This window comes from Gemmatimonas sp., from assembly GCF_021298855.1.
In the GTDB taxonomy this organism is placed as follows: Bacteria; Gemmatimonadota; Gemmatimonadetes; order Gemmatimonadales; family Gemmatimonadaceae; genus Gemmatimonas.
Genome location: NZ_JAJTHI010000032.1, coordinates 53131 through 74222, shown reverse-complemented (window position 1 = coordinate 74222; position 21092 = coordinate 53131). Strand labels below are relative to the sequence as shown.

Sequence of the window (21092 nt, the reverse complement as noted above, 5' to 3'; positions counted from 1 at the left end):
CGCGCGCCGATGTCGCTCCGCTAGATTTCCGCCCATGTCTGCCATCACGAGTGTCTTCAACGACGGGGTGTTTGCCGAGCAGTTCGAGCGGTACCGTCGCGATCCTGCCAGCGTCGACGAGACGTGGCGTCAATACTTCCGTATCGCCGAGTCGCTGTTTGGCGGTTCCGCGGCGGCGTCACCGGCGAGCCAGGCGGCCGGCGTCGGGGATACGGCCCTGCTGGCCAAGGTGGCGGCGGCCGCGTCGCTGCAGCAGGCCATCCGCATGTACGGGCATTACGCCGTGCAGCTCGATCCGCTGGGCTCCCCGCCGCCGGGCGCCGACGAACTGCACCCCGAGTTTCACGGTCTCACCGACGCCGATCTGGCGCAGATCCCGGGCGCGGCGCTCGGTGACGAGCGCTTCGCCACGGCCAAGGACGTCATCGAACGCAAGCGCCGTGTGTACTCGGGGCGCATCGGCTACGAGGTGTGGCACCTCGAAGTGAACGAAGAGCGGAATTGGTTCCGCAAGGCATTCCGCGACGGAGTCATCACGCGCCCGCTCACGGCCGACGAAAAGAAGCAGGTGTTGCGCCGTCTCAACGAGGTCGACGGACTCGAGCGCTTCCTCGGCCGCGCGTATCAGGGATACAAGCGCTTCTCCGTTGAAGGCACCGATTCGCTCATTCCGCTGCTGGATGCCATGGTGGACGCGCTCGGCCGCGCGGGGGCGCACGAGCTGGTGATCGGCATGGCGCACCGCGGCCGGCTCAATGTCCTCACCAACGTGATGGGCAAGCCCTTCGAGGCGCTGTTCGCCGAATTCGAGGGGCATCATGATGCCGCCGACGAGAACGCCACCGGCGACGTGAAGTACCACATGGGCTATGTGGGCTCGCGCACCGTGGACGGGCGCGAGGTGAAGCTGCGCCTCATGCCCAACCCGTCGCACCTCGAGGTGGTGAACCCCGTGATCGAAGGCGTCGTGCGCGCGCTGCAGCGCGAGCCGGGCAAACCCGGACGCCGCAATGAGCACGTGGTGGTGCCGGTGGCCATTCACGGTGACGCGGCCTTCCCCGGCGAGGGCATCGTGGCGGAGACGCTCAACATCTCGCATCTCAATGCGTACCGGACGGGCGGCACGATTCACATCATCGTGAACAATCAGGTGGGCTTCACCACCGATCCGTCGGATGCCCGCTCCACGTACTACGCCTCCGATCTGGCCAAGGGCTTCGAGATTCCCATCTTCCACGTGAACGCGGATGACGCGGAGGCGTGCGTCATCGCGATGCGCCTGGCCTGCGCCTACCGCGCCACGTTCAAGAAGGACGTGCTCATCGATCTGGTGGGCTATCGTCGCCACGGGCACAACGAAGGCGACGAGCCCATGTACACGCAGCCCACGCGTACGGCGGCCATTCGCCAGCACCCCACCGTGCCGCAGGTGTGGGCCAGCCGTCTCATCGCCGAAGGGGTGATGACCGCCGAGGAGGCGGCGAACGTGGAAAAGGAGGTGTCGCAGCGCTACGCCGAGATGCACGCGCGCTTCAAGCAGTCGCTGCTGGGCAGCGAGAAGCATGCGCCGTGGCCGGCGGAACCGGCCGAGACGCCGCGGCCGGTGGCCACCCGGGTCGCGCCGGAACGGTTGCACTTCATCAACGAGTCGCTCCTGCAGTGGCCCGCCGACTTTGCGGCCAATCCGCGCCTCGCCAAGCAGCTTGAACGACGTCGAGACACCATGGGCGACCAGGGGGGGATCGAGTGGGGCCACGCGGAGGCGCTGGCCTTCGGCTCGCTGCTGCTCGACGGCCTGTCGGTGCGCCTCACGGGGCAGGATGCGGAGCGCGGCACCTTCTCGCACCGTCACGCGGTGCTCAACGACGTGAACAGCGGGCGCAAGTACGCGCCGCTCGCCCATCTTCCCGGTGCCACGGGCGCGTTCGAGGTGTACAACTCGGCGCTCTCCGAAACCGCCATCATGGCCTTCGAGTACGGCTACAGCGTCATCGCCACCGACACCCTCACGCTCTGGGAAGCCCAGTTCGGGGATTTCGTGAACGTGGCGCAGCCCATCATCGACCAGTTCATCGTGGCCGACCGGGCGAAGTGGGGGCAGGACAGCGGTCTCGTGCTGCTGCTGCCGCATGGCTACGAAGGCCAGGGGCCCGAACACTCGAGCGCCCGACTCGAGCGGTTCCTGCAGCTGTGCGCCGAAGGGAACATGACCGTGGCCTACTGCAGTACGCCGGCCCAGTACTTCCACCTGCTGCGGCGGCAGGCCTTGCGCAAGGATCGTCGGCCGCTCGTGTGCATGCAGCCCAAGTCGCTGCTGCGTCTGCCACAGGCGGCATCGCGCCTCGCCGATCTCGTGCAGGGTGGCTTCCAGGCCGTCATCGACGATCCCATGGCCTCGCAGCAGCGCGACGACGTGCGTCGCATCGTGTTCTGCTCGGGGAAGCTGTATTTCGACCTCGCGCTCGCGCCGTCACGCAATCCGCACGTGGCGCTCGTGCGGGTGGAAGAGCTGTATCCCTGGCCGCACGAGGAGATCCAGCAGGTGGTGGATCGCTATCCGGCTCTCGAGCAGGTGGTGTGGGCGCAGGAAGAGCCGAAGAATCAGGGCGCGTGGACCTACGTGCAGCCGCGCCTGCGGGCGAGCGCCGGGGCGGCACTCGGCGTGCGCTATGTGGGACGGCCGGAGCGGGCAAGTCCGGCGGAAGGGTTTGCCGATGCGCATCAGGCGGAGCAGGCCCGCATCGTGGCGATGGTGATGGACACGGGCGAGGTGCTCGAGGGGCGCCCGGTCATGACCGCCATCTCCTGATGACCAGGCTTCCGGTCGCTCCATCGACGCGAACGATCAGCGCCGCGGCACTTGCCGCGGCGCTCGTCGTTCCGGGCGCATCGCTCACGGCGCAGGTCGCCCCCGAACGGGGTGCGGCCGCGCTCGGGTCTGCCCTGGCCGGGATCGGCACCACCGGGCGCGTCCTCACCGTGGCCGCGCATCCCGATGACGAAGACACGCCCATCATCGCGTGGCTCGCCCGCGGGCGCCACGTGGAGACGGCGTATCTCTCGCTCACCCGCGGTGACGGGGGGCAGAATCTCATCGGCAACGAACTCGGCGAAGCCCTCGGCGCCATTCGCACGCAGGAGCTGCTCGCCGCCCGGCGCATCGACGGCGGCACGCAGTACTTCACGCGCGCGTATGACTTCGGGTTCAGCAAGAACGCCGAGGAGACCTACCAGCATTGGCCCAAGGACAGCATCCTTGGCGACGTGGTGCGCGTGGTGCGGGCATTCCGGCCGCACGTGATGATCGCCTTCTTCAGCGGCACGCCCCGCGATGGCCATGGGCACCATCAGGTGAGCGGCCTGCTGGCCCGCGAGGCCTACGAGCTGGCCGGGGATACCGTGCGCTTCCCGAGCCGGGACTTCGGGTTGCCTTGGACTCCGCAGAAGTTCTATCGCAGCGCTCGCCAGGCGCCCGACAGCGCCACGCTGCGCGTCAACACCGGCGAGTACGACCCCCTGCTGGGGCGCAGCTATTTCGAGATCGCCGCCGAGAGTCGCTCGCAGCACAAGAGTCAGGGGTTTGGCGTGCTGCAGCGGAAGGGAGTGATCTGGGGCTATCTCTCGCGAGAAGCCACGCGTACCGGTCCCGCTGATGCGCGCGCCGAACGCTCGCTGTTCGACGGCATCGATACCACGTGGGTGGCGATTCGCAACCGGGTACCGGTGGCGGCGCAGCCGGTGTTGGACTCGGCGCTCCAGACGCTCACGTTTCTTCGCGCCGAGTATCGCGCGGCCAATCCCGCAGGCGTCGTCCAGCCCCTGGCACGGATACTCGGACAGTTCCGGCGTGTGCGCCACACGCTCGGGAGCGGGCCCTTCGTGTACATCAACGACGGGTTGGGTGGTGGCAACAGCCCCAATGCGCGGCGCGCACAGGACGAGGCGGACCCAGCGCTCTGGGCGGCCATTGCCACGACCGTGGCGCGCACGGAGCAGGCGCTCGTGCTTGCGGCTGGCGTGGTGGTGGAGGCCACGGCCCCACGCGGCACGTTTCCGGTTCGTGAGCCGGTGAAGGTGGACGTGAACGATACGTTGCCGGTCACGGTGACCGTATTCAACCGCGGGCGCGCACCGATCTTCCTGCGCAATGCCGGCGTGGCGGGCATCGGCATGCGTGGCACCGACCAGGGCGATGTCACCATAGCGCCCGACAGCGCGCACGTGATGCCGCGCTGGGCGGTGGCCTTCGCGAGCAACTCCCCCTGGTGGCGCGCCAAGGGGCGCCAGCAGCAGGACTGGTTCCAGCAGCCCATCGATTCGCGCGATGAGGTTGCTCAGCAGGAGAAGGTGTCCACGGTGCTGCAGGCGTTCGTGCAGATCGCCGGAGAACCGGTGACGATCACCACGCCGGTCGTGTACCGCTATGCCGACCCGGTCAAGGGCGACCTGCAGATTCCGGTGAGTGCGGTGCCGGGCATCTCGGTGAATCTCGGCAGCACCATGGAGTACATGCGCGCGGGGGTGCCAGTGGATCGCGACGTCCCGGTCCGCGTCACCTCGTCGTATCCGCACGAGGCCAAGGTGGCGGTGCGCATCCTGCTCCCCGATGGTCTCACGGCCGACACGGTCGAGCGTGAACGCACTCTGGAGGCACAGGGTAGTGTCCTCGTGACGTTCCGTGTGCGCGGCACCATCAAGGCCGGGCGTCACGAGCTCGGGGCCATGGCACTCCACGAGGGCACCATGAGCACGAGCGGCCCGTACCTGGTGGCGTACGATCACATCACGCCCATGCGCCTGTATGGCGCCTCCGGCATGTACTTGTCGGCCGTCGAGGTGAAGCGGCCCCCGCGCGCACGCGTGGGCTACGTGGAAGGGGTCGGTGATGCCGGCGTCAAGGCGCTGGAGCAGCTCGACATCACGGTGGAAAGGCTCGAGCCGGCCATGCTCGGCAGTACGGACCTCTCGCGCTTCACCAGCATCGTGATCGGGCCGCGCGCGTACGAAACACGCGAGCTCCTGGTGAAGAACAACGCGCGGCTGCTGGAGTATGCCAGACGCGGTGGTACGCTGGTGGTGCAGTACGGCGCGCAGAACATGAACGCCTTCCCCGGAATCACGCCCTATCCGCTGCAGTGGGCGCCGCGGGCGGCGCGCGTGACCATGGAAGACGCGCCGGTGACCGTGCGGCAGCCGGCGCATCCGTTGCTGACATCGCCCAACCGCATCGGTCCCGATGATTGGGCCGGTTGGGTGCAGGAGCGGGCCACGTACATGCCCAGTACCATCGATTCGCGCTACGCGTCCCTGCTGCGCATGAATGATCCCGAAGAGCCGGCCAACGATGGAGCGCTGCTTGCGGCGCCGCTCGGGAAGGGACGGTATGTGTACGTGACCCTGGCCCTGTTCCGGCAGCTGCCGGCGGGCGTGCCGGGGGCGGCGCGGCTGCTGGCGAATCTGGTGGCGGGGCAGGCGCTGGCGATACCGCCGAAGATGTAGGCGGGGAAACTGCGCGGGGGACTACGCGCGATCGACGACGCGTTGGCGCCTACGCGTTGGCAACTACGCGTTGGCAGGAACGCGTTGGCAACTACGCACGGGGGCGCGGGCACTGACGCGGGCGCTGACGCGGGCGCTGACGCGGGCGCTGACGCGGGCACTGACGCGGGCACTGACGCGGGCACTGACGCGGGCGCTGACGCGGGGCGACCGGGTCGCATCCAAGTTACTCCGCGTTTTCGCCTCCGTTGGTGCCCGCGTGTTCATGCGTTCTCGCCAACGCGTAGTTGCCAACGCGTAGTTGCCAACGCGTAGTTGCCAACGCGTCATCGATCGCGCGTCGTTCCTCGGCGCAGTCACGCCAAGGCCTCGCGCTTTCCTCCCACCGACAGCAGCAGCCCCACCGAGAACACCACCACGGCACCAATCACGTTGTGCCAGAGAAAACTCACCGTGGGCAGGCCGAACGAGACCGCCGCCACGGCGCTCATGCCGGCGATGAGCCCCGCGAACGCCCCCAGCGCGGTAGCGCGCTTCACCATCGCCAGCAGGAAGACGCCGAGAATGGAGCCGTAGAAGAACGAGCCGAACCGGTTCACCACTTCAATGAGCGAGCCGAGCGTGGCCGCGTAGGTGGCCACGACCATGGCAAAGACGCCCCAGAGCGCGGTGGCAATGCGACCGACGGTAAGGAAATGCAGATCGGTGTCTTCCTTTCTATACCATCGCTGATAGAAGTCGACGACGGTCGCCGTGGCCAGCGAATTGAGCTCGGCGGCAATCGATGACATGGCCGCGGCCAGTACGGCTGCGAGGAACACCCCCGCGAAGCCGAGCGGCAGGTTGTCGAGCACGAAGCGCGGAATGATGTAGTTCACGTCGCGGGCGCTTTCGCCGCTGGCGACGGCCGCAGCCGCCAGCGCGTCCTTGCGCACCGTCTCCAGAGCGTCGTTCTGCGCCTTGAAGGTGGCCAGCGACCCGCCGCCGGGGGCAGCCGCCGCCTCACGCGCTGCCTGTTCGCGCCCCGCCAGCGCCGCAGCATGCCGCGACTCGAGCTCCGCGTACACCGCCGGTTGCCTCTCGCGCAGGATGCCGTCGTGCCGTGGATTGAAGAGCATGGGCGACGGCGCGAAGGTGTAGAAGAGGAACACCAGCACGCCGATGACGAGGATGAGCGCCTGCAGGGGAATCTTCCAATAGGCACTCATGAGCAGCGAACTCCGGGCCTCGTCTACCGAGCGTGCCGCCAGGTAGCGCTGCACCTGGCTCTGGTCGGTGCCGAAGTAGCTCAGCATGAGAAACGTGCCGCCGAGGATGCCGGACCAGAACGTGTATGTCTCGGTCAGCGAAAACGAGAAGTCGAAGACGCGCAGCCTTCCGGTGGCGCCGGCAAGGCGGAAGGCATCGTCCAGTGGAACCGGCAGGCGCCAAACGAGTACGGCCACCAGCGCCAGTAGCGCCCCGACAATGACCACCATCTGCTTCACGTCGGCCCAGGCGACCGCTTCCACCCCCCCGAGCACGGTGTAGACGATCGTGGGGACGCCAATGAGCAGTACGCACCACGTGAGATCCCACCCGAAGATCGCGCTCAGCACCACGCTGGGTGCCGCGATGATCGTGCCGGCCGACATGCCCCGGGAGAGGAGAAACAGGAAGCTCGTGAGCGACCGGGTCCGCGCGTCGAAGCGCCGCTCGAGGTACTCGTACGCGGTGTAGACCTTGGCGCCGTGCAGGAAGGGCACGAGCGTGACTCCCAGCAGCACCATGGCCACGGGAAGCCCGAAGTAGAACTGCACGAAGCGCAGGCCGTCTGTCGCCCCCTGCCCGGTGGTCCCGATGAGGGTGATGGCCGACAGCTGCGTGGCCATGACGCTGAGGCCGACGGCCCACCACGGGAGGCGCCGCGAGGCGAGGAAATAGCCCTCGATGCTCGTTGTGCCACGCGTGCGGCGCAGGCCGTCCACGACGACGACGAGCAGGTACACCACCACGATCACCCAGTTGATCCAGTGCATGCGAAGCTCAGGGGGTGTATCGGGACTGCAGGAGCCACAGCAGGACGAGCGTCACGACCTGAATGACGAGGACCCGCAGCAGGGTGCTCTTGAACTGGGACATGAGCCAAAGGTAACCGGATGGGCGCGGCGCCACCCGGCACGGGGGCAGCGCGCGCGGGCCGTCATCGATGGGGAATCCCGCACGAAGGCCTGACGCACCGGCTGTCAGGAGAGGGGTTTCGCTGGTCCGCTCACCTGCTTCACGAGCTGATAGAGAAACTCGAGACCGTCGTAGAATGACTTGACGCGCAGCTTCTCGTCGCGGCCGTGCGCGTTGGTCTCGCCGGCCGCCGAGAAGATGCCACTCACGCCATAAGTGGGAATGCCGGCGGCCCGCAACCGGTAGCCGTCCGTCGCCCCGGTGCTCATGGTGGGGATGACGGGCACGCCCTTGAACATCGCCGCCGTGAGCTGGGTGGTGGCGCGCAGCAGCGAGGCATTGATGGGCGTTGGCGCCCCGTCCCGACGATCGGGACGGTCGGTCGCGATCGCGACGCTGCTGTCGTTCACGAGGCGTTGCAGCACGGCCTTCACCTGCGAGCCGGTGCTGGTGGGCGCAATGCGGCAGTTCACGTTGGCCTTCACGAACTGCGGCAGGGCGTTGGGGGCGTGTCCGCCCTCGAGCATCGTCGCCACGCAGGTGGTGCGCAACATGCTGGCGTAGCGCGGGTCGGTACTGATGATGCGCGCCGCGGCGGTGTCCCCGGGATTGGCAACGATGGCGCGCATGGCGGCCGCCAGGGACGGGATCTCCACCTTGGCGGTCTGCTCGAAGAACGGACGTGTCACGTCGTTCAATTCGACCGGGAAGGTGTGCTGCTGAATCTTGAGCAGCGCGGCCGCCAGCGAGTAAATGGCGTTGTCCTTGCGCGGGACGCTCGAATGTCCACCAGTGTTGCGCACGGTGAGGGTGAAGTCGTGGTACACCTTCTCGGCCGCCTGAATGCTGTGAAACAACGGTCCGTCAGTCGGGCCCAGGGTACCTCCGCCACCCTCGTTGATGGCATACTCGGCGTCAATGAGCTCGCGGCGGTGCTCGATGAGCCACGATACCCCATTGGCGTTGCCGCCTTCCTCATCGGCCGTGAGGGCCAGAATGAGATCGCGTTCCGGCACCCACCCTTCCTGCTTGTAACGCAGCAGGTTGGCCGTGAGAATGGCCGCCATGCTCTTGTCGTCGGCCACGCCGCGGCCAATGAAGTAGCCGCTCTCCTCCCGCATCTCGAACGGGTCGCTGGCCCAGTCGCTGCGTTTGGCCTGAACGACGTCGAGGTGGGCCAGCAGCAGGATCGGCTTGCCCTGGCCCTTGCCGCGATAGCGTACGATGAGATTCTGCTTGGCCGGTTTGTCGGCCGGGCCGACGAGGTGAATGTCGGCGGCCGGGAACCCGGCGGCCCGGAAGCGCGCCGCGACCGCCTCGGCGGCCTTGGTCACGCTGCCCACCGAGTCGGCGGTGTTGATCTCCACCATCTCCTTGTAGATCGCGCGCGCCTCCTGCTGCTGGGGCGTGAGCGACGTGGGGGCTCCGGGGGCGGGACGCAGGATGGGCTGGGCGGCCGCGGGCACCGAGACGACCGCCGACAGCGCGAGAGCGAGCGAGAGACGAGGAGACATGGGAGACGGGCGGAGGTGAGCCCCAACGTTACCTCCCGGCACGGAGATCTGAGAAGTGCGGGGGAGCGGCCAGCGGTCAGGCAGAGACGTGAGCCGGAATGGCGGTGAGCAATGCGTTGGCTCGCGGTGGAAATTGAGGGTGGCCACGCTCGAGTCTCACCCTGAGAACCCTCCGCTTCACGGCTATCCGGGCTCAACGCTCCGCCTGGAAGTCTCCACGCGCAACTCGCCCGCTGGTGTCTCAGCGCGCCCGCTGTCGCCGTGCCCGCGGCCTCCCGGGGCTCAACAGGACCTGCGTGCCGGGCGTACGTTATCAGGCCGCGTTCCCCGCGGATTTCCGTCGCTCTTCCCCCCGTCCCGATCATGCCCAGATCATGACACGCTCCCGTCGTGACTTTCTCAAGGCAGGCGCCACCGTCGCTGCCGGCTCCCTCGTGGTCTCGAGTCCGCTGCTCGCGGACCCGTCACGTTTGGTCACGCCCGTTTCCGACCTGGCCGCCGCCGATGACCCGGTCATCAAGGCGCTCATGCAGGTCGCGATCGACACCGCGAAGAGCGGCGGGGCATCCTATGCCGACGTGCGGGTCGCCGCCCGCCGCCAGCAGAACGTGAACACGCGCGATCGCATCGTGCAGGGGGTGAGCGACACCGACACCTACGGGCTCGGTGTGCGAACGCTCGTCGACGGGGCGTGGGGGTTCGCGGCCACCAGTCGCCTCGACAAGGACAGCGTGGCCAATGCCGCCAGGGCGGCGCTGGGGCAGGCCCGCGCCAACCGCGCGTCGCAGCTCAGGCCGGTGGAACTGGCGCCCACCCCCGGCAATCAGGTGGGCACGTGGACGAGCCCCATTGAAGTCGACCCGTTCACGGTAGCCATCACCGACAAGGTGGCGTACCTGCTGGCGGCCAATGAAGCCGCGCTCAAGGTGAAGGGCATCCGCAACGTCAACTCGAGCATGTTCTTCCTGCGGGAGGAGAAGTCGCTCATGACGAGCGATGGCTCGTATATCGTGCAGACCATCTATCGCACGTCACCCAGCTTGACGGTGACGGCCGTGAGCCCCGACTTCCGTGACTTCCAGTCGGTACAGGGCAACGAGATCGCGCCGATGGGTCTCGGCTACGAGCACGTGGTGAACAGCAAGCTCGCCGAGCATGCGCCGCGCTGGGCCGAGCTCGCCGTGCAGAAACTGAGTGCCAAGCCCGTGGAACCGGGGCGCTACGACCTGCTGCTGCATCCGAGCAATCTCTGGCTCACGGTGCACGAAGTCATCGCGCACCCGACCGAGCTCGATCGCGCGCTCGGTTTCGAGGCCAACTACGCCGGCACCAGCTTCATCGCCCCACCCAAGGATGTGCTGGGCAAGCTGCGGATCGGCACCGACCTGCTCAACATCGTCGGGGACCGCGAACAGAAGGGGTCCCTCGGCGCCATCGGCTGGGACGACGAGGCGGTGAAGCCGGTCAAGTTCGACATCATCAAGAACGGCGTGTTCGTGGACTATCAGACCACGCGCGAGCAGGCCACCATGATGGCCGACTACTACCGGAGTATCGGCAAGCCCGTGCGCAGCTACGGCTGCTCCTACGCCCAGAGCTGGGCCGACGTGCAGTTCCAGCGCATGCCCAACGTGAGCATGGTGCCCGGCAACAACGACGACACCTGGGAGAGCATGATCGCGAAGATGGACAAGGGGATCGCCATCGTGGGCGACGGCTCCTTCTCCATCGACCAGCAGCGCTACAACGGCCAGTTCGCCGGCCAGGTGTTCTACGAGGTGAAGGGCGGCAAGATCGTGGGGCAGCTCAAGGACGTGGCATACCAGTTCCGCACGCCGGAGTTCTGGAAGTCGCTCAAGGCCATCGGTGGTCCGCGCAGCTACCACCTCGGCGGGGCGTTCGGCGACGCCAAGGGGCAGCCCGGCCAGTCCAACTCCGTCAGCCACGGCTGCGTGCCGTCGCTCTTCCAGCAGGTCAACATCATCAACACCGGGAGGACGGCATGAGCGAATTCGCCCCCCGTTCACTCTTCGCCCCAGCCACGATCCTGTCGCGTGCCGAGGCGCAGGAAATCGCGCAGCGTGCGCTCAGGAACTCGCCGGCGCCCGAAACGCGTGTGAGCATCAACAGCAGCGCACGCGCCGACACGCGCTTCGCGCTCAATCAGGTCACCACCTCGGGCGAGAACAGCGACACGCAGGTCACCATCACGGCCTACGACGGCAATCGTGCGGCCAGCGTGAACACCAATCGCCTCGACGAGGCGTCGCTCGCCGCCGCCGCGAAACAGGCGTACGAGATCGCCAAGCTCGTCCCGCCCAATCCGGAGCGCATGCCGGAGCTGGGCGCGCAGAGCTTTCCGGCGCTCAAGGAGCGCGTGCTGTCGCTCCCCACACCGGCCGAGCGCGCGGCAGCGGCCAAGATCGTGACGGAGCTTGCCCGCACGAACGAACTCATCGCCACCGGCTTCATCGAGTGCCGTGCGGGCGCGAGCGCGCTGGCCAACAGCAAGGGGCTGTTCGCCTACGACTCGAGCAGCAGCGTCACCATGACCAGCACGGTGCGCTCACCAGACGGGACCGGCTCGGGATGGGCATGCAGCGATGGCAACAGCTTCGACGAGCTCGATCCCGCCACCCTCGCCGCCACGGCCGTGCAGAAGGCACGTGACTCGCGCAGTCCGGTGGCGATCGAGCCCGGTCGCTATACCACGATCCTCGAGCCCACGGCCACCGGCAATCTCGTGCAGCTCATCGCCGGGGCCATGCAGGCACGTGCGGCCGACGAAGGGCGGTCATTCTTCACCAAGCCCGGCGGCGGCAACAAGATCGGGCTCAAGGTGGTGGATGAACGCGTCACGCTGCTCTCCGATCCCGACGACAACCCGAGCACCGGCGGTGGCTTCGACGACGACGGCATGCCGCTGCAGAAGGTCGTGTGGATCGAGAACGGCGTGGTGAAGAACCTCAACTACGACCGCTACTGGGCGCAGAAGCAGGGGGTGCAGCCCACACGAGCCGGCGGCGGCGGGTTTCGCGGTGCCGGCCGATCGTTGCGCATGATGGGCGGCACCTCGAGTGTGGCCGACATGGTCAAGAGCACCGAACGCGGTGTGCTGGTCACGCGCTTCTGGTACATCCGGCCGGTGGATGCGCGCACGATCCTGTACACCGGCCTCACGCGCGACGGCACCTTCCTGATCGAGAACGGCAAGGTGACGCGCCCGATCAAGAACTTCCGTTACAACGAAAGCCCCATCTTCTTCCTGAACAACCTGGAAGCGATGGGGCCCTCGGTCCGGATCAACGCCAGCGAAAACCTCGGCGCCGGCGGTGCGGTGTTCATGCCGGCCATCAAGGTGCGCGATTTCACCTTCTCGAGCCTCAGCGACGCGGTCTGACCAGGCGGGTTCGTCGGTACGACAAAGCGGTCAGGCCCCGCATGGAGCCTGACCGCTTCGTCTTCTCATGCGCAAGTCACACGGCGTAGACGAACGCGCAGCCAGCTTCTTCGGCCATCACGTTGGCGAAGATGCCGCTGGGTTGCATGATCACCCCCGGCACCAGCATGCTGTTGGCCTTCTTGCGCGCCTCGGCCGCGTCGAGCTTGTCCCGCTGCTGAATCATCCCCACCACGCTCCGGTAGGCCAGGCCGCACCCCAGCACGATGGCCCCGTTCTCGATCTGCTTGTCCAGCATGAGCGCGCGCATGGACGCGGGCGCATCCTGCCCGGGAGCCGGCAACACCGGATTGTGCTTGAGCGTCTTGCCGTCGTCCCCCTTCAGCTTTTCCGCCTTCCCCACCTGATAGGTCGTCCAGAACTCCTGGTTCATCCCCAGGAAGATGCCGTTGTGCCGCACGACGATCACCGTGGACAGGTCACCTGGCAGTGTCTTGAGGACGTCGGTGTACTGCCGCTGCCAGATGCCGGCCCGCAACACGCCCACGCCTCCCTCGACCTCCGGCACGTCGAACATCGCCTTGTGCTTGCCGGTGAGCTTCTTCGGCCACGACACGTCCCACGGCTCGGCCTGCTGCAGCTCGTCCCATTCCGCCGCCGCCGACAGGAGCGTGCTGGCGGGCACCCCGTCACGGGAAGGAGGCGCGGCGTGTGCCGCGCCGGGCAGCGCCATCAGCGATGCGGCGGTGAGACCGGCCTGCCTGAGAAACGTGCGGCGCGCGTGAGACGACATGCGGGCTCCGGAGAAAGAGAGAAAAGGAACAGGGAAAAATCGCACCGTTACCCCGCGCGCGTCCACTCCGCGACTGACCGGTCCCTGTGGCGGAACGGGACGGCGTCGCGTGGTGGACCTGTTGCCGGGAGTCCGGCGGCTGCGGATCGGTCGAAGCGTCGTGCGCTAGATTGCCGGCATGCTCATCCCCCTGCTTTCGCTGTTGCAGCGTGCCGAGCCGCCAACGCGCTATACCGGCGGCGGCTTGCCCAAGGGTGCCGTCATCATCGTGGCTCTGGTGCTCCTCTACTTCCTGCCCAGCATGCTGGCGCTGGCCGGGGGCAAGCGGCGCAAGTGGAAGATCATTGCGGTGAACGTGCTCACCGGGTGGACGATGATCGGTTGGGTCGTCTCGATGATCATGAACTGGGCATACGAAGCGCCCGACGCGGAGTCGCCGGGCGCGTCCTGACCGTGGCCTCGGGATGTCAGGCGATCAGGGCGTGAACACGCAGCTGCTGCGAGCCAGCAGGCGGAATGTCGTCTGGCCATTCGCCACCACCGGCGGCGGACAGGCGCGCAACACGTCGGTGCCACGCACGACCGACGGCACGACGACGGTCGCGGCGGTGGTATCGTTGTTCATGGCCACCACGACGCGTCCGCGACGATAGACGAACTGCTGGTCGGTCACGACCAGGTGCTCGGTGCGGGCGCGGCGCAGATCCGGCTGCGCTGCACGCGTACGCAGCAGGGTATTGACGTGCCGCCACACCGCCTGCTGCGGCGGGGTCCGACCGGCGGCGTCGAACGCATTCACCGTGTCGCTGCGCCACCCACCCGGGAAATCCCGGCGGTTGTCCGGATCCGGCCCTCCCGGAATGGCGATTTCATCGCCGTAGTACACGAGCGGGGTGCCCCGCGTGGTCAGCACCGTGGTGAATGCCAGCTTGAGCCCCTCGATGGTCGCGCCTTGTTCCCCCATGAACCGCGACACGTCGTGCAAGCCCAGGAACGGCATGAGTGCGTCGGGTCGATCATAGAGGTGGTCCCGCATGAGCATCTGCGCGACGGCCCTGATCGGCTTGCCACCAATGAACGCGTCGCGGATGGGGTAATACAGCGGGAAGTCGAACAGATAGTCCACGCCGGTCTTGACCCCCTCGTGCGTGGGGTTCGAGCCTTCGAAAAACCGGATCATCGCCGGATCGCCATCGAACACTTCACCGACCACCCGCAGCGTCGGATACTGCCGCTTGATGGCCGTCATCCAGTCGCGCCAGAAGCGGACCGGCACATACGGCCACGTGTCCTGGCGAATCCCATCCATGCCGCTCATCCCCACCCACCAGAGCGTGTTCTGGATGAGATAGCGGGCCACCTCCGGATCGTCCTGGTTGAAGTCCGGCAGAATGTTGATGAACCACCCGTCCAGCGTGGCGCGCCGCAGCGAGTCGTGCGCGTAGGCGTTGGCGAGCGTCCACGTCTGCCACGTGTTGTTCGGATGTTTCGCCTGCGTGCCGTGGTACCACGTGGGCGTGGGGGCATCCTTCACCCACGGGTGATACGGGCCGCTGTGATTGGCCACCATGTCGAGGATGACCTTGATCCCCGCCTTGTGCGCGTCGTCCACCAGCGCCTTGAACTCGGCCATCGTGCCGAGGTGCTCGTCCACCGCGTAGAAGTCGGTCGCGCCGTAACCGTGGTATCCGGTAGTCGGCTGCCGGTCGTACACCTCGAGCGTATCGACCCCGTCGTTGTTGTCGTAGATGGGGTTCATCCAGATCGCCGTGATGCCGAGCTGCTGGAGATAGGGCAGCTTCTCACGCACACCCGCCAGGTCACCGCCGTGATAGAAGCGCGGCTTGCCGCGATCGAGGATCGCCGGGGACTTGGGCGTGCGGTCGTTGGTGGTGTCGCCGTTCGCGAAGCGATCCGGCATGAGCAGATACACCACATCATCAGGGCCGAAGCCCTGAAAGCGGCCCATCACCGGCAGTTGCGGCGAGATCGTGAACGGGATCCGTGCCGTGCCCTGCGCCGTGCGCAGCGTGAGCGGGTAGTCACCCGGGCGGGCGGTCGGCGCAATGCGCACGTCCACGAAGGCATACGTCCCGGCCGCGTTGACCGCGACGGCTCCGCAGGCGAGCCGCGGGCACGTGACGCGCGCCCCCGCGAGGTTGGCGCCGCGAATGAGCAGCCGCACGGGGTTGATGCTGTGGTTCGCCCACCAGTTGGGCGGTTCCACCTTGCTCACCACCGGCGCCTGCGCCGCCGCCATGGTCGGCAACAGCAGCAGGGCGGCCACGAGCAGGTGGCCGCATACGCGTCGCCCGTCCGTCACGCGGTGACCTCTGTGGGTACCTGGACGCGCATCACCAGCAACGCCGCCAGCACCATGAACACGCCGCCGGCCACCACGGCGGCCATGCGGTTGTTGTCGAGCCAGTTGTTCATCACCCAGCCGAAGCCAAGCGACGCCACGATCTCCGGAATCACGATGAAGAAGTTGAAGAGCCCCATGTACACGCCGGTCTTGCCGGCCGGAAGGGACGTGGAGAGCATCACGTACGGCATGGAGATCGTGCTGGCCCAGGCGATGCCCACGCCCACCATGGACAGCAGCAGCAACGCAGGCGTCTCGATGATGGACACGCTCGCCAGGCCGGCGGCACCGGCAAGCAGGCAGAGCGCATGTGTTGCGCGCGGCCCCCGCGACTTCGCGAGCGGTGGCAGGAAGAACGAGAAGACGAACGTCACGGCCGAGTACACGCCGAAGCACACGCCGCCCCACTCGATACCCTGCTGGTAGCGTGGATCGCTCGGGTCGGTGGCGCCGAACACGTTGGTGGCGACCGCCGTGCCGAAGTACAGCCACATGCAGAAGAGCCCGAACCACGTGCACATCTGCACGAGCGCGAGCTGGCGCATCGTGGCGGGCATCGCGCGCGCGGCGGTGAGGATCTCGCGCGCTCCCGCGAGGAAGCCGGCGCTCTGCGCCTTCTCCCGTTCGAAGGCCGCGAGATCGGCGGGGGGCTGCTCCCTCGTGGTGAGCACCGTGTACATCACGGCGCCGAAGAACGCGACGGCTCCGACATAGAACGACAGCTTCACCGTACTGGGAATGGTCCCCGGCGCGCTGGCCGCCACGCCGAACCAGTTGGTGAGCATCCACGGCATCGCGGAGGCGATGACCGCGCCCAGACCGATGAACAGCGACTGCATGGCGAAACCGCGCGTGCGCTCCTTCACCGGCAGCAGGTCGGCCACGAAGGCGCGAAACGGCTCCATGGAGATGTTGATCGAGGCATCGAGCACCCACAGCAGGCCGGCGGCCATCCAGAGGGCGCTGCTGTTGGGCATCGCGATCAGCGCGAGCGAGCTGAGCACCGCACCGATCATGAAGAACGGACGGCGACGTCCCCAGCGCGGCGACCATGTACGATCGCTGATGTGGCCGATGATCGGCTGCACGATGAGCCCCGTGAGCGGCGCGGCGAGCCACAGCATGGGGACCTCGTCGGGTTTCGCCCCCAGGTACTCGTAGATGGCGCTCATGTTGGCCATCTGCAGCCCCCAGCCGAACTGGATGCCGAGAAAGCCGAAGCTCATGTTCCAGATGGCCCAGAAGTTCGTTGCGGCGCCCGCCTGTGCGACCGGACGGGTAGCCGCCGTGGCGGCGGAACCGGTGGATGCGCTCATCGTTCGTAGACCGAAGTGAGCTCGTGTAGACGCTCGGTGATCGCAGGCGTGAGTTGCGCCCACGTGAAGCGGAAACCCCAGTTGCCCGACTGACGTCCGGGCAGATTCATGCGCGCCTCGCTGCCCAGCCCGAGGACATCCTGCATGGGTACGAGCACCGTGTTGGCCACCGACGCGAGCGTGGCGCGAATGAGCGTCCAGTGCATGTCGGTGCCGTCCGTATCGAGATAGCGTCGCGCGAAGGCCTTTTCGCGAGCCACGGCGTCGGCCGACCGCGTGCTGTCGCCTTCGCCGGTGGAGTGCCACCAGCCCATCGTCGTGTCGTTGTCGTGGGTCCCGGTGTAGACGACGAGATCGCGCACATACCGGTGCGGGATGAAGTTCGAGTCCTGGCCGTCGAAGGCGAACTGCAGGATGGCCATGCCCGGGTACCCGAATTGCGCCCGCAACGCTTCCACCTCGGGCGTGATGAGGCCAAGGTTCTCGGCGATGATGGGCAGTGTGCCCAGCGCGGCGGTGAGCGTATGGAACAGCGCCGCCCCGGGGCCCTGCACCCAGCGTCCGTTCACGGCGGTGGGCGCGTCGCCTGGCACCTCCCAGTACGCCTCGAAACCGCGGAAGTGATCGAGGCGGACCAGATCGAAGAGGGCCAGACCCGCGCGCATGCGCGCGATCCACCACCGATACCCCTCCGCCGCCATCCGCTCCCAGTCGTACAGCGGGTTGCCCCAGAGCTGTCCGGTCTCGCTGAAGTAGTCGGGAGGCACGCCTGCCTGCACCGTCAGCGTGCCGTCGTCGCGCAGCCGGAACAGTGAGGGGTTCGCCCACACGTCGGCCGAGTCGTGCGCCACATAAATGGGGACATCGCCCATGAGCCGAATGCCACGCTCCCGACACGCATGCCGCAAGGCGTGAAACTGTGCGTAGAAGACGCACTGTTCCTTGTAGAGGCGCTCGATCGGGGCCGCGAGTCGCCGGCGCCAGTCTTCGAGTGCCTGCGGATCCCGCCGCCGCGCGCCGGCCTCCCACTCGGTCCATGATACCCCGCCGTGCGCCTGCTTGAGCGCCATGAACAGGGCGTAATCGGGGAGCCACCCCTCGTGCTCGTGCACGAAGTGGCGGATGCGGTCGTCAAAGGGGATCGTGTCGAGCCACTGCGCCAGCGCCGCCTGCTTGGCCGGAATGACGGCGCCGAAATCGACCGTGCGGTCGCTCCCCCCGGACGGGCCGTTGAACCCGGGGACGTGGATGAGCAGCGGATTGCCGGCGAACGCCGAGAAGCACTGATACGGCGAATCGCCATACCCCGTGGGGCCGAGGGGCAGCACCTGCCAGATCTTCAGGCCGGCGTCGGCGAGCCACTGGACGAACCGGTGCGCATCGGGACCGAAGTCGCCGATCCCGCTGGGGCCGGGGAGCGAGGTGGGGTGCAGCAGCAATCCTGCTGCGCGAGCAAACGACATGCGAAGGTGGGAGAAGGGGGGTCGGCGGACTACTGCGGCATTCTCGCCCACACGTACTGCACGGCGAGGTCGGTCGTGCTCCACAACTGCACATCGCCACCGCTACCGTAGCGCGTGGGGTGGGGCCGCCCATTGGGAAACGCATAGCTCCACAGCTCGCTGCGGAACCCGGAGGCCGCCACGGCCTCGCGGACCCGCGTGGCCGCCGTGTGCAGCAACTCCGTGGCGGTGCGATCGTCCCGCACGAGCGGCAGGTGACTCGCGACGCCAAGCAGGAACAGGTTCACTTCCCGTCCCCACACGACGCGCGGCCCGTGATAGGGATCATCGAGAAAGGCCTGCCAGATCGGTGGTGTCGCGTACGCGTCGTTGGCCACGACCGCGCCCACCGCCGGGACGAGCAGCCCTTCCGGATACTCCCGGGCGAAGAGCGACGCATCGCGGCGCAGGGCGGCCCGGTTCACCGGGCTGTCGGCGGCCGGCGCCATGAGTCCGTCGAGAAACAGGCGCGTGGCGGGATCGCTGTTCACCACGCCGATCGGTTCGCCGCGATCGTTCAGCGCGAGAGCCAAGAATTCGATTCCCTCGCCGGTGCGCGGAAACGCGCGCCAGTAGCGGCGTTCGTCCGCCGGCATCACGGCAATCCGCGCCTCCACCTGCTGCTGCACCTCGGCGGGTGTACGGCGTACGACGAACGCCTCGATGGCACCACGCCAGATGCGGATGGCGTTCGACAGCGTCGCCGCATCGCGCGCGTAGCGACCCAGCGGAGTGTCGGCTCGCAGCGCCGGCACGGCGGACCACGTGGCGGGCGACAGGAGGCCGAGATCCCGCAGCGCCTGCAGGATCTGCTGGGTGGCCGCGAGCGCATGCGGGATATACACCGCGTTCACATCCATGGCGTACTTGCCATTGCCATAGCCGGCGCCACTGTCGCGCCAGCTTTGCGCGAACCAGCGCGGCACGCCCTCGTAGGCGGTCGCCGTCGCTTCGCGGGGGGCGAAGGGCACGAAGTTCGAGGTCACCGGGTGCGCCACGTACGGGGCGCTGCGATCGGCGAGCACCGCGAGTTCCGCCAGCAGCAACGCCAGACGGGTCTGCGCGCCTTCGCGACCGGTGAGCCAGGTGCGCTTGCGCGCGGCGCTCACCCGGCGGTCGGCGAGATACCGCGCCGCCAGCAGCGGCAGCTGGTACTCGTCGTCGACCATGTGGTAGTTCTCTCGCGTCATGCGTCGCGCCTGCAGCACGCGCACTGCGCGCGCCCGCAGCGCCTCGGCCCGTGACCGCCCACCGGGCGCGACCGCGGCACTGTCGGCGGCGCGCAGCAGGTGGGTGGCGTCGGCGGCCGCTTCGCGGATGGCCTGCCCGCCGAGCGCCTCCTCGTGGCTCACTTCGCCCGTGGGGGACAGCTTGCGGAGCGCGGCGGCGATGACGAATTCACTCATTTCGGGCCGCCAGATCGGCTGCATCATGAGTGCCGACAGCAGCATGTCCCGCCCGAAGTACGTGGCGTAGGTGGGGAGTCCGGCCATGAGCTTCTCGCGCGAGGCGAGAAGCTCGACGCCCGTGACCTGCCGTTCAATCCAGCGGGCGCGCGTCGCGTCGCCGCGCGTCTGCAGGTCGCGGGTCCACGCCAGGAAATCCTCCGTGAAGATCTCCTGGCGCGTGAGGGGGGTGAGCGCCCGGCCGGTCGTACTTATGGTCACGCGGAAACGGAGCGGGTGTCCGTGGGCTGCCTGCAGCGTCACCACGCGCGCATCGGACGCCACAACGCGCCCGCCGTCGAGGGCCGAGAGCCGCAGGCGCAGTGTGTCGAGGCCGTCGAGGGCCAACTGCTCGATGAGTACCACGCTGTCGCCGGGAGTGCGCCGTGCGAGGCGGGGGAGGAAGCGGGCGCGCAGCTGCGCCAGGGAACTGGCCCGCAGCGCCGCGAGCGCGGCGCGGCGCACGGGGACTGGCTGTGCGTCCAGAGCGGCGGCCAGCGCCGGGTACTCGGCGAGCGCGTACGCGGAGTCGGTGAACGGCTTGAGATGCTCCTTGAAGTACTGCACGTCGCGCTCGACGCGCATGCTCCCCAGCACGAAGCGCCCCACGTGGACTTCGGACTCCGGTACCTCGAGGTCGTACTGAAACAGCCGCCGCCGCCCCTCCCGCCAGACCCGCGCGTCGGTGGAATGCCAGCGAACGGGCGCCGGGGTCCCGTTGGCGGAGCGCGCGGAGAACCCCACGCTCTCGTTTTCCCCGTTGGCAAGCAACTGCACGATGCGCCCCTGCCGGCGATCGAGATACAGCTGCACGGTGTTGCCGTCGACGTCCCGGTGGAATCGGGTGACATAGCCGGCGTAGGCGCTGCTGTCATCGAGGCCGGCTTCCGGAAACGCGAGCACGGGCGGCGACGGGCGGGCGGCGGCCGCCAGCTGTGCGACGAGGGAGAGCGCGAGCAGGCTCACAGGCGCAGGCGAAGGGTATTGGACAATGGAAAGTGTTTCACTGCAACCTTTTAGATAAGTTGCAGGGCCGGCGCCTCGTGTGGAAGCGCCAGGACCGGGGGTGGGTGGGCAGGAGCGCGAGAGGGGCGCGCC

General features: G+C 67.7%; 12 protein-coding genes. 5 read left to right on the top strand and 7 right to left on the bottom strand.

Features of this window, described 5'->3' with window-relative positions:
* Positions 1-34 precede the first annotated feature (34 nt).
* Positions 35-2809 carry a 2-oxoglutarate dehydrogenase E1 component gene (locus LW840_RS11025; protein ID WP_291268930.1) on the top strand — a complete coding sequence of 925 codons (2775 nt, stop codon included), beginning with the start codon at positions 35-37 and terminating at the stop codon, positions 2807-2809.
* Complete coding sequence (locus LW840_RS11020) at positions 2809-5499, top strand: PIG-L family deacetylase (protein WP_291266170.1); 2691 nt, start codon at positions 2809-2811, stop codon at positions 5497-5499. The genes LW840_RS11025 and LW840_RS11020 overlap by 1 nt, the downstream gene beginning before the upstream one ends.
* Before the next feature lie 356 nt (positions 5500-5855).
* Here the strand turns inward: LW840_RS11020 and LW840_RS11015 are convergent, their stop codons facing one another.
* Both LW840_RS11015 and LW840_RS11010 read right to left on the bottom strand, forming a co-directional pair.
* On the bottom strand, positions 5856-7517 hold the full coding sequence (locus LW840_RS11015) for a sodium:solute symporter (protein WP_291266169.1): 1662 nt from the start codon (positions 7515-7517) through the stop codon (positions 5856-5858).
* A gap of 207 nt (positions 7518-7724) precedes the next feature.
* Positions 7725-9173 (bottom strand): M20/M25/M40 family metallo-hydrolase, encoded by a 1449-nt coding sequence (locus tag LW840_RS11010; protein ID WP_291276983.1) that lies wholly within the window; start codon positions 9171-9173, stop codon positions 7725-7727.
* 374 nt (positions 9174-9547) lie between these two features.
* Between LW840_RS11010 and LW840_RS11005 the strand changes: the two genes are divergently transcribed.
* Both LW840_RS11005 and LW840_RS11000 read left to right on the top strand, forming a co-directional pair.
* Complete coding sequence (locus LW840_RS11005; RefSeq protein ID WP_291276982.1) at positions 9548-11179, top strand: TldD/PmbA family protein; 1632 nt, start codon at positions 9548-9550, stop codon at positions 11177-11179.
* A complete protein-coding gene (locus tag LW840_RS11000) occupies positions 11176-12573 on the top strand; it encodes a TldD/PmbA family protein (protein ID WP_291276981.1) in 1398 nt (465 codons plus the stop codon). The genes LW840_RS11005 and LW840_RS11000 overlap by 4 nt, the downstream gene beginning before the upstream one ends.
* Before the next feature lie 76 nt (positions 12574-12649).
* On the opposite strand, the gene LW840_RS10995 is transcribed toward LW840_RS11000, so the two are convergent.
* Complete coding sequence (locus LW840_RS10995) at positions 12650-13366, bottom strand: hypothetical protein (protein WP_291266167.1); 717 nt, start codon at positions 13364-13366, stop codon at positions 12650-12652.
* 178 nt (positions 13367-13544) lie between these two features.
* Between LW840_RS10995 and LW840_RS10990 the strand changes: the two genes are divergently transcribed.
* Positions 13545-13817, top strand: coding sequence for a superinfection immunity protein (locus LW840_RS10990; protein WP_291260202.1), 273 nt, complete (start codon positions 13545-13547; stop codon positions 13815-13817).
* Positions 13818-13841: 24 nt separating this feature from the next.
* Here LW840_RS10990 and LW840_RS10985 read toward each other — a convergent pair whose 3' ends face one another.
* From LW840_RS10985 to LW840_RS10970, 4 genes are read right to left on the bottom strand one after another with little or no spacing between them, the layout of a single operon-like run.
* Positions 13842-15689: an alpha-amylase family glycosyl hydrolase gene (locus LW840_RS10985; protein ID WP_291266166.1), complete on the bottom strand. Its 1848-nt coding sequence runs from the start codon at positions 15687-15689 to the stop codon at positions 13842-13844.
* Positions 15686-17047: an MFS transporter gene (locus LW840_RS10980; RefSeq protein WP_291266165.1), complete on the bottom strand. Its 1362-nt coding sequence runs from the start codon at positions 17045-17047 to the stop codon at positions 15686-15688. The genes LW840_RS10985 and LW840_RS10980 overlap by 4 nt, the downstream gene beginning before the upstream one ends.
* Complete coding sequence (malQ, locus tag LW840_RS10975) at positions 17044-18510, bottom strand: 4-alpha-glucanotransferase (RefSeq protein ID WP_291269722.1); 1467 nt, start codon at positions 18508-18510, stop codon at positions 17044-17046. The genes LW840_RS10980 and malQ overlap by 4 nt, the downstream gene beginning before the upstream one ends.
* 29 nt (positions 18511-18539) lie before the next feature.
* On the bottom strand, positions 18540-20960 hold the full coding sequence (locus tag LW840_RS10970) for a hypothetical protein (protein WP_291276980.1): 2421 nt from the start codon (positions 20958-20960) through the stop codon (positions 18540-18542).
* Between the last annotated feature and the right edge of the window lie 132 nt (positions 20961-21092).

Excerpts from the sequence above, each read along its gene's own strand:
- LW840_RS11025 (WP_291268930.1), top strand. The coding sequence starts at position 35 with ATGTCTGCCATCACGAGTGTCTTCAACGACGGGGTGTTTGCCGAGCAG.
- LW840_RS11020 (WP_291266170.1), top strand. The coding sequence starts at position 2,809 with ATGACCAGGCTTCCGGTCGCTCCATCGACGCGAACGATCAGCGCCGCG.
- LW840_RS11015 (WP_291266169.1), bottom strand. The coding sequence starts at position 7,517 with ATGCACTGGATCAACTGGGTGATCGTGGTGGTGTACCTGCTCGTCGTC.
- LW840_RS11010 (WP_291276983.1), bottom strand. The coding sequence starts at position 9,173 with ATGTCTCCTCGTCTCTCGCTCGCTCTCGCGCTGTCGGCGGTCGTCTCG.
- LW840_RS11005 (WP_291276982.1), top strand. The coding sequence starts at position 9,548 with ATGACACGCTCCCGTCGTGACTTTCTCAAGGCAGGCGCCACCGTCGCT.
- LW840_RS11000 (WP_291276981.1), top strand. The coding sequence starts at position 11,176 with ATGAGCGAATTCGCCCCCCGTTCACTCTTCGCCCCAGCCACGATCCTG.
- LW840_RS10995 (WP_291266167.1), bottom strand. The coding sequence starts at position 13,366 with ATGTCGTCTCACGCGCGCCGCACGTTTCTCAGGCAGGCCGGTCTCACC.
- LW840_RS10990 (WP_291260202.1), top strand. The coding sequence starts at position 13,545 with ATGCTCATCCCCCTGCTTTCGCTGTTGCAGCGTGCCGAGCCGCCAACG.
- LW840_RS10980 (WP_291266165.1), bottom strand. The coding sequence starts at position 17,047 with ATGAGCGCATCCACCGGTTCCGCCGCCACGGCGGCTACCCGTCCGGTC.
- malQ (WP_291269722.1), bottom strand. The coding sequence starts at position 18,510 with ATGTCGTTTGCTCGCGCAGCAGGATTGCTGCTGCACCCCACCTCGCTC.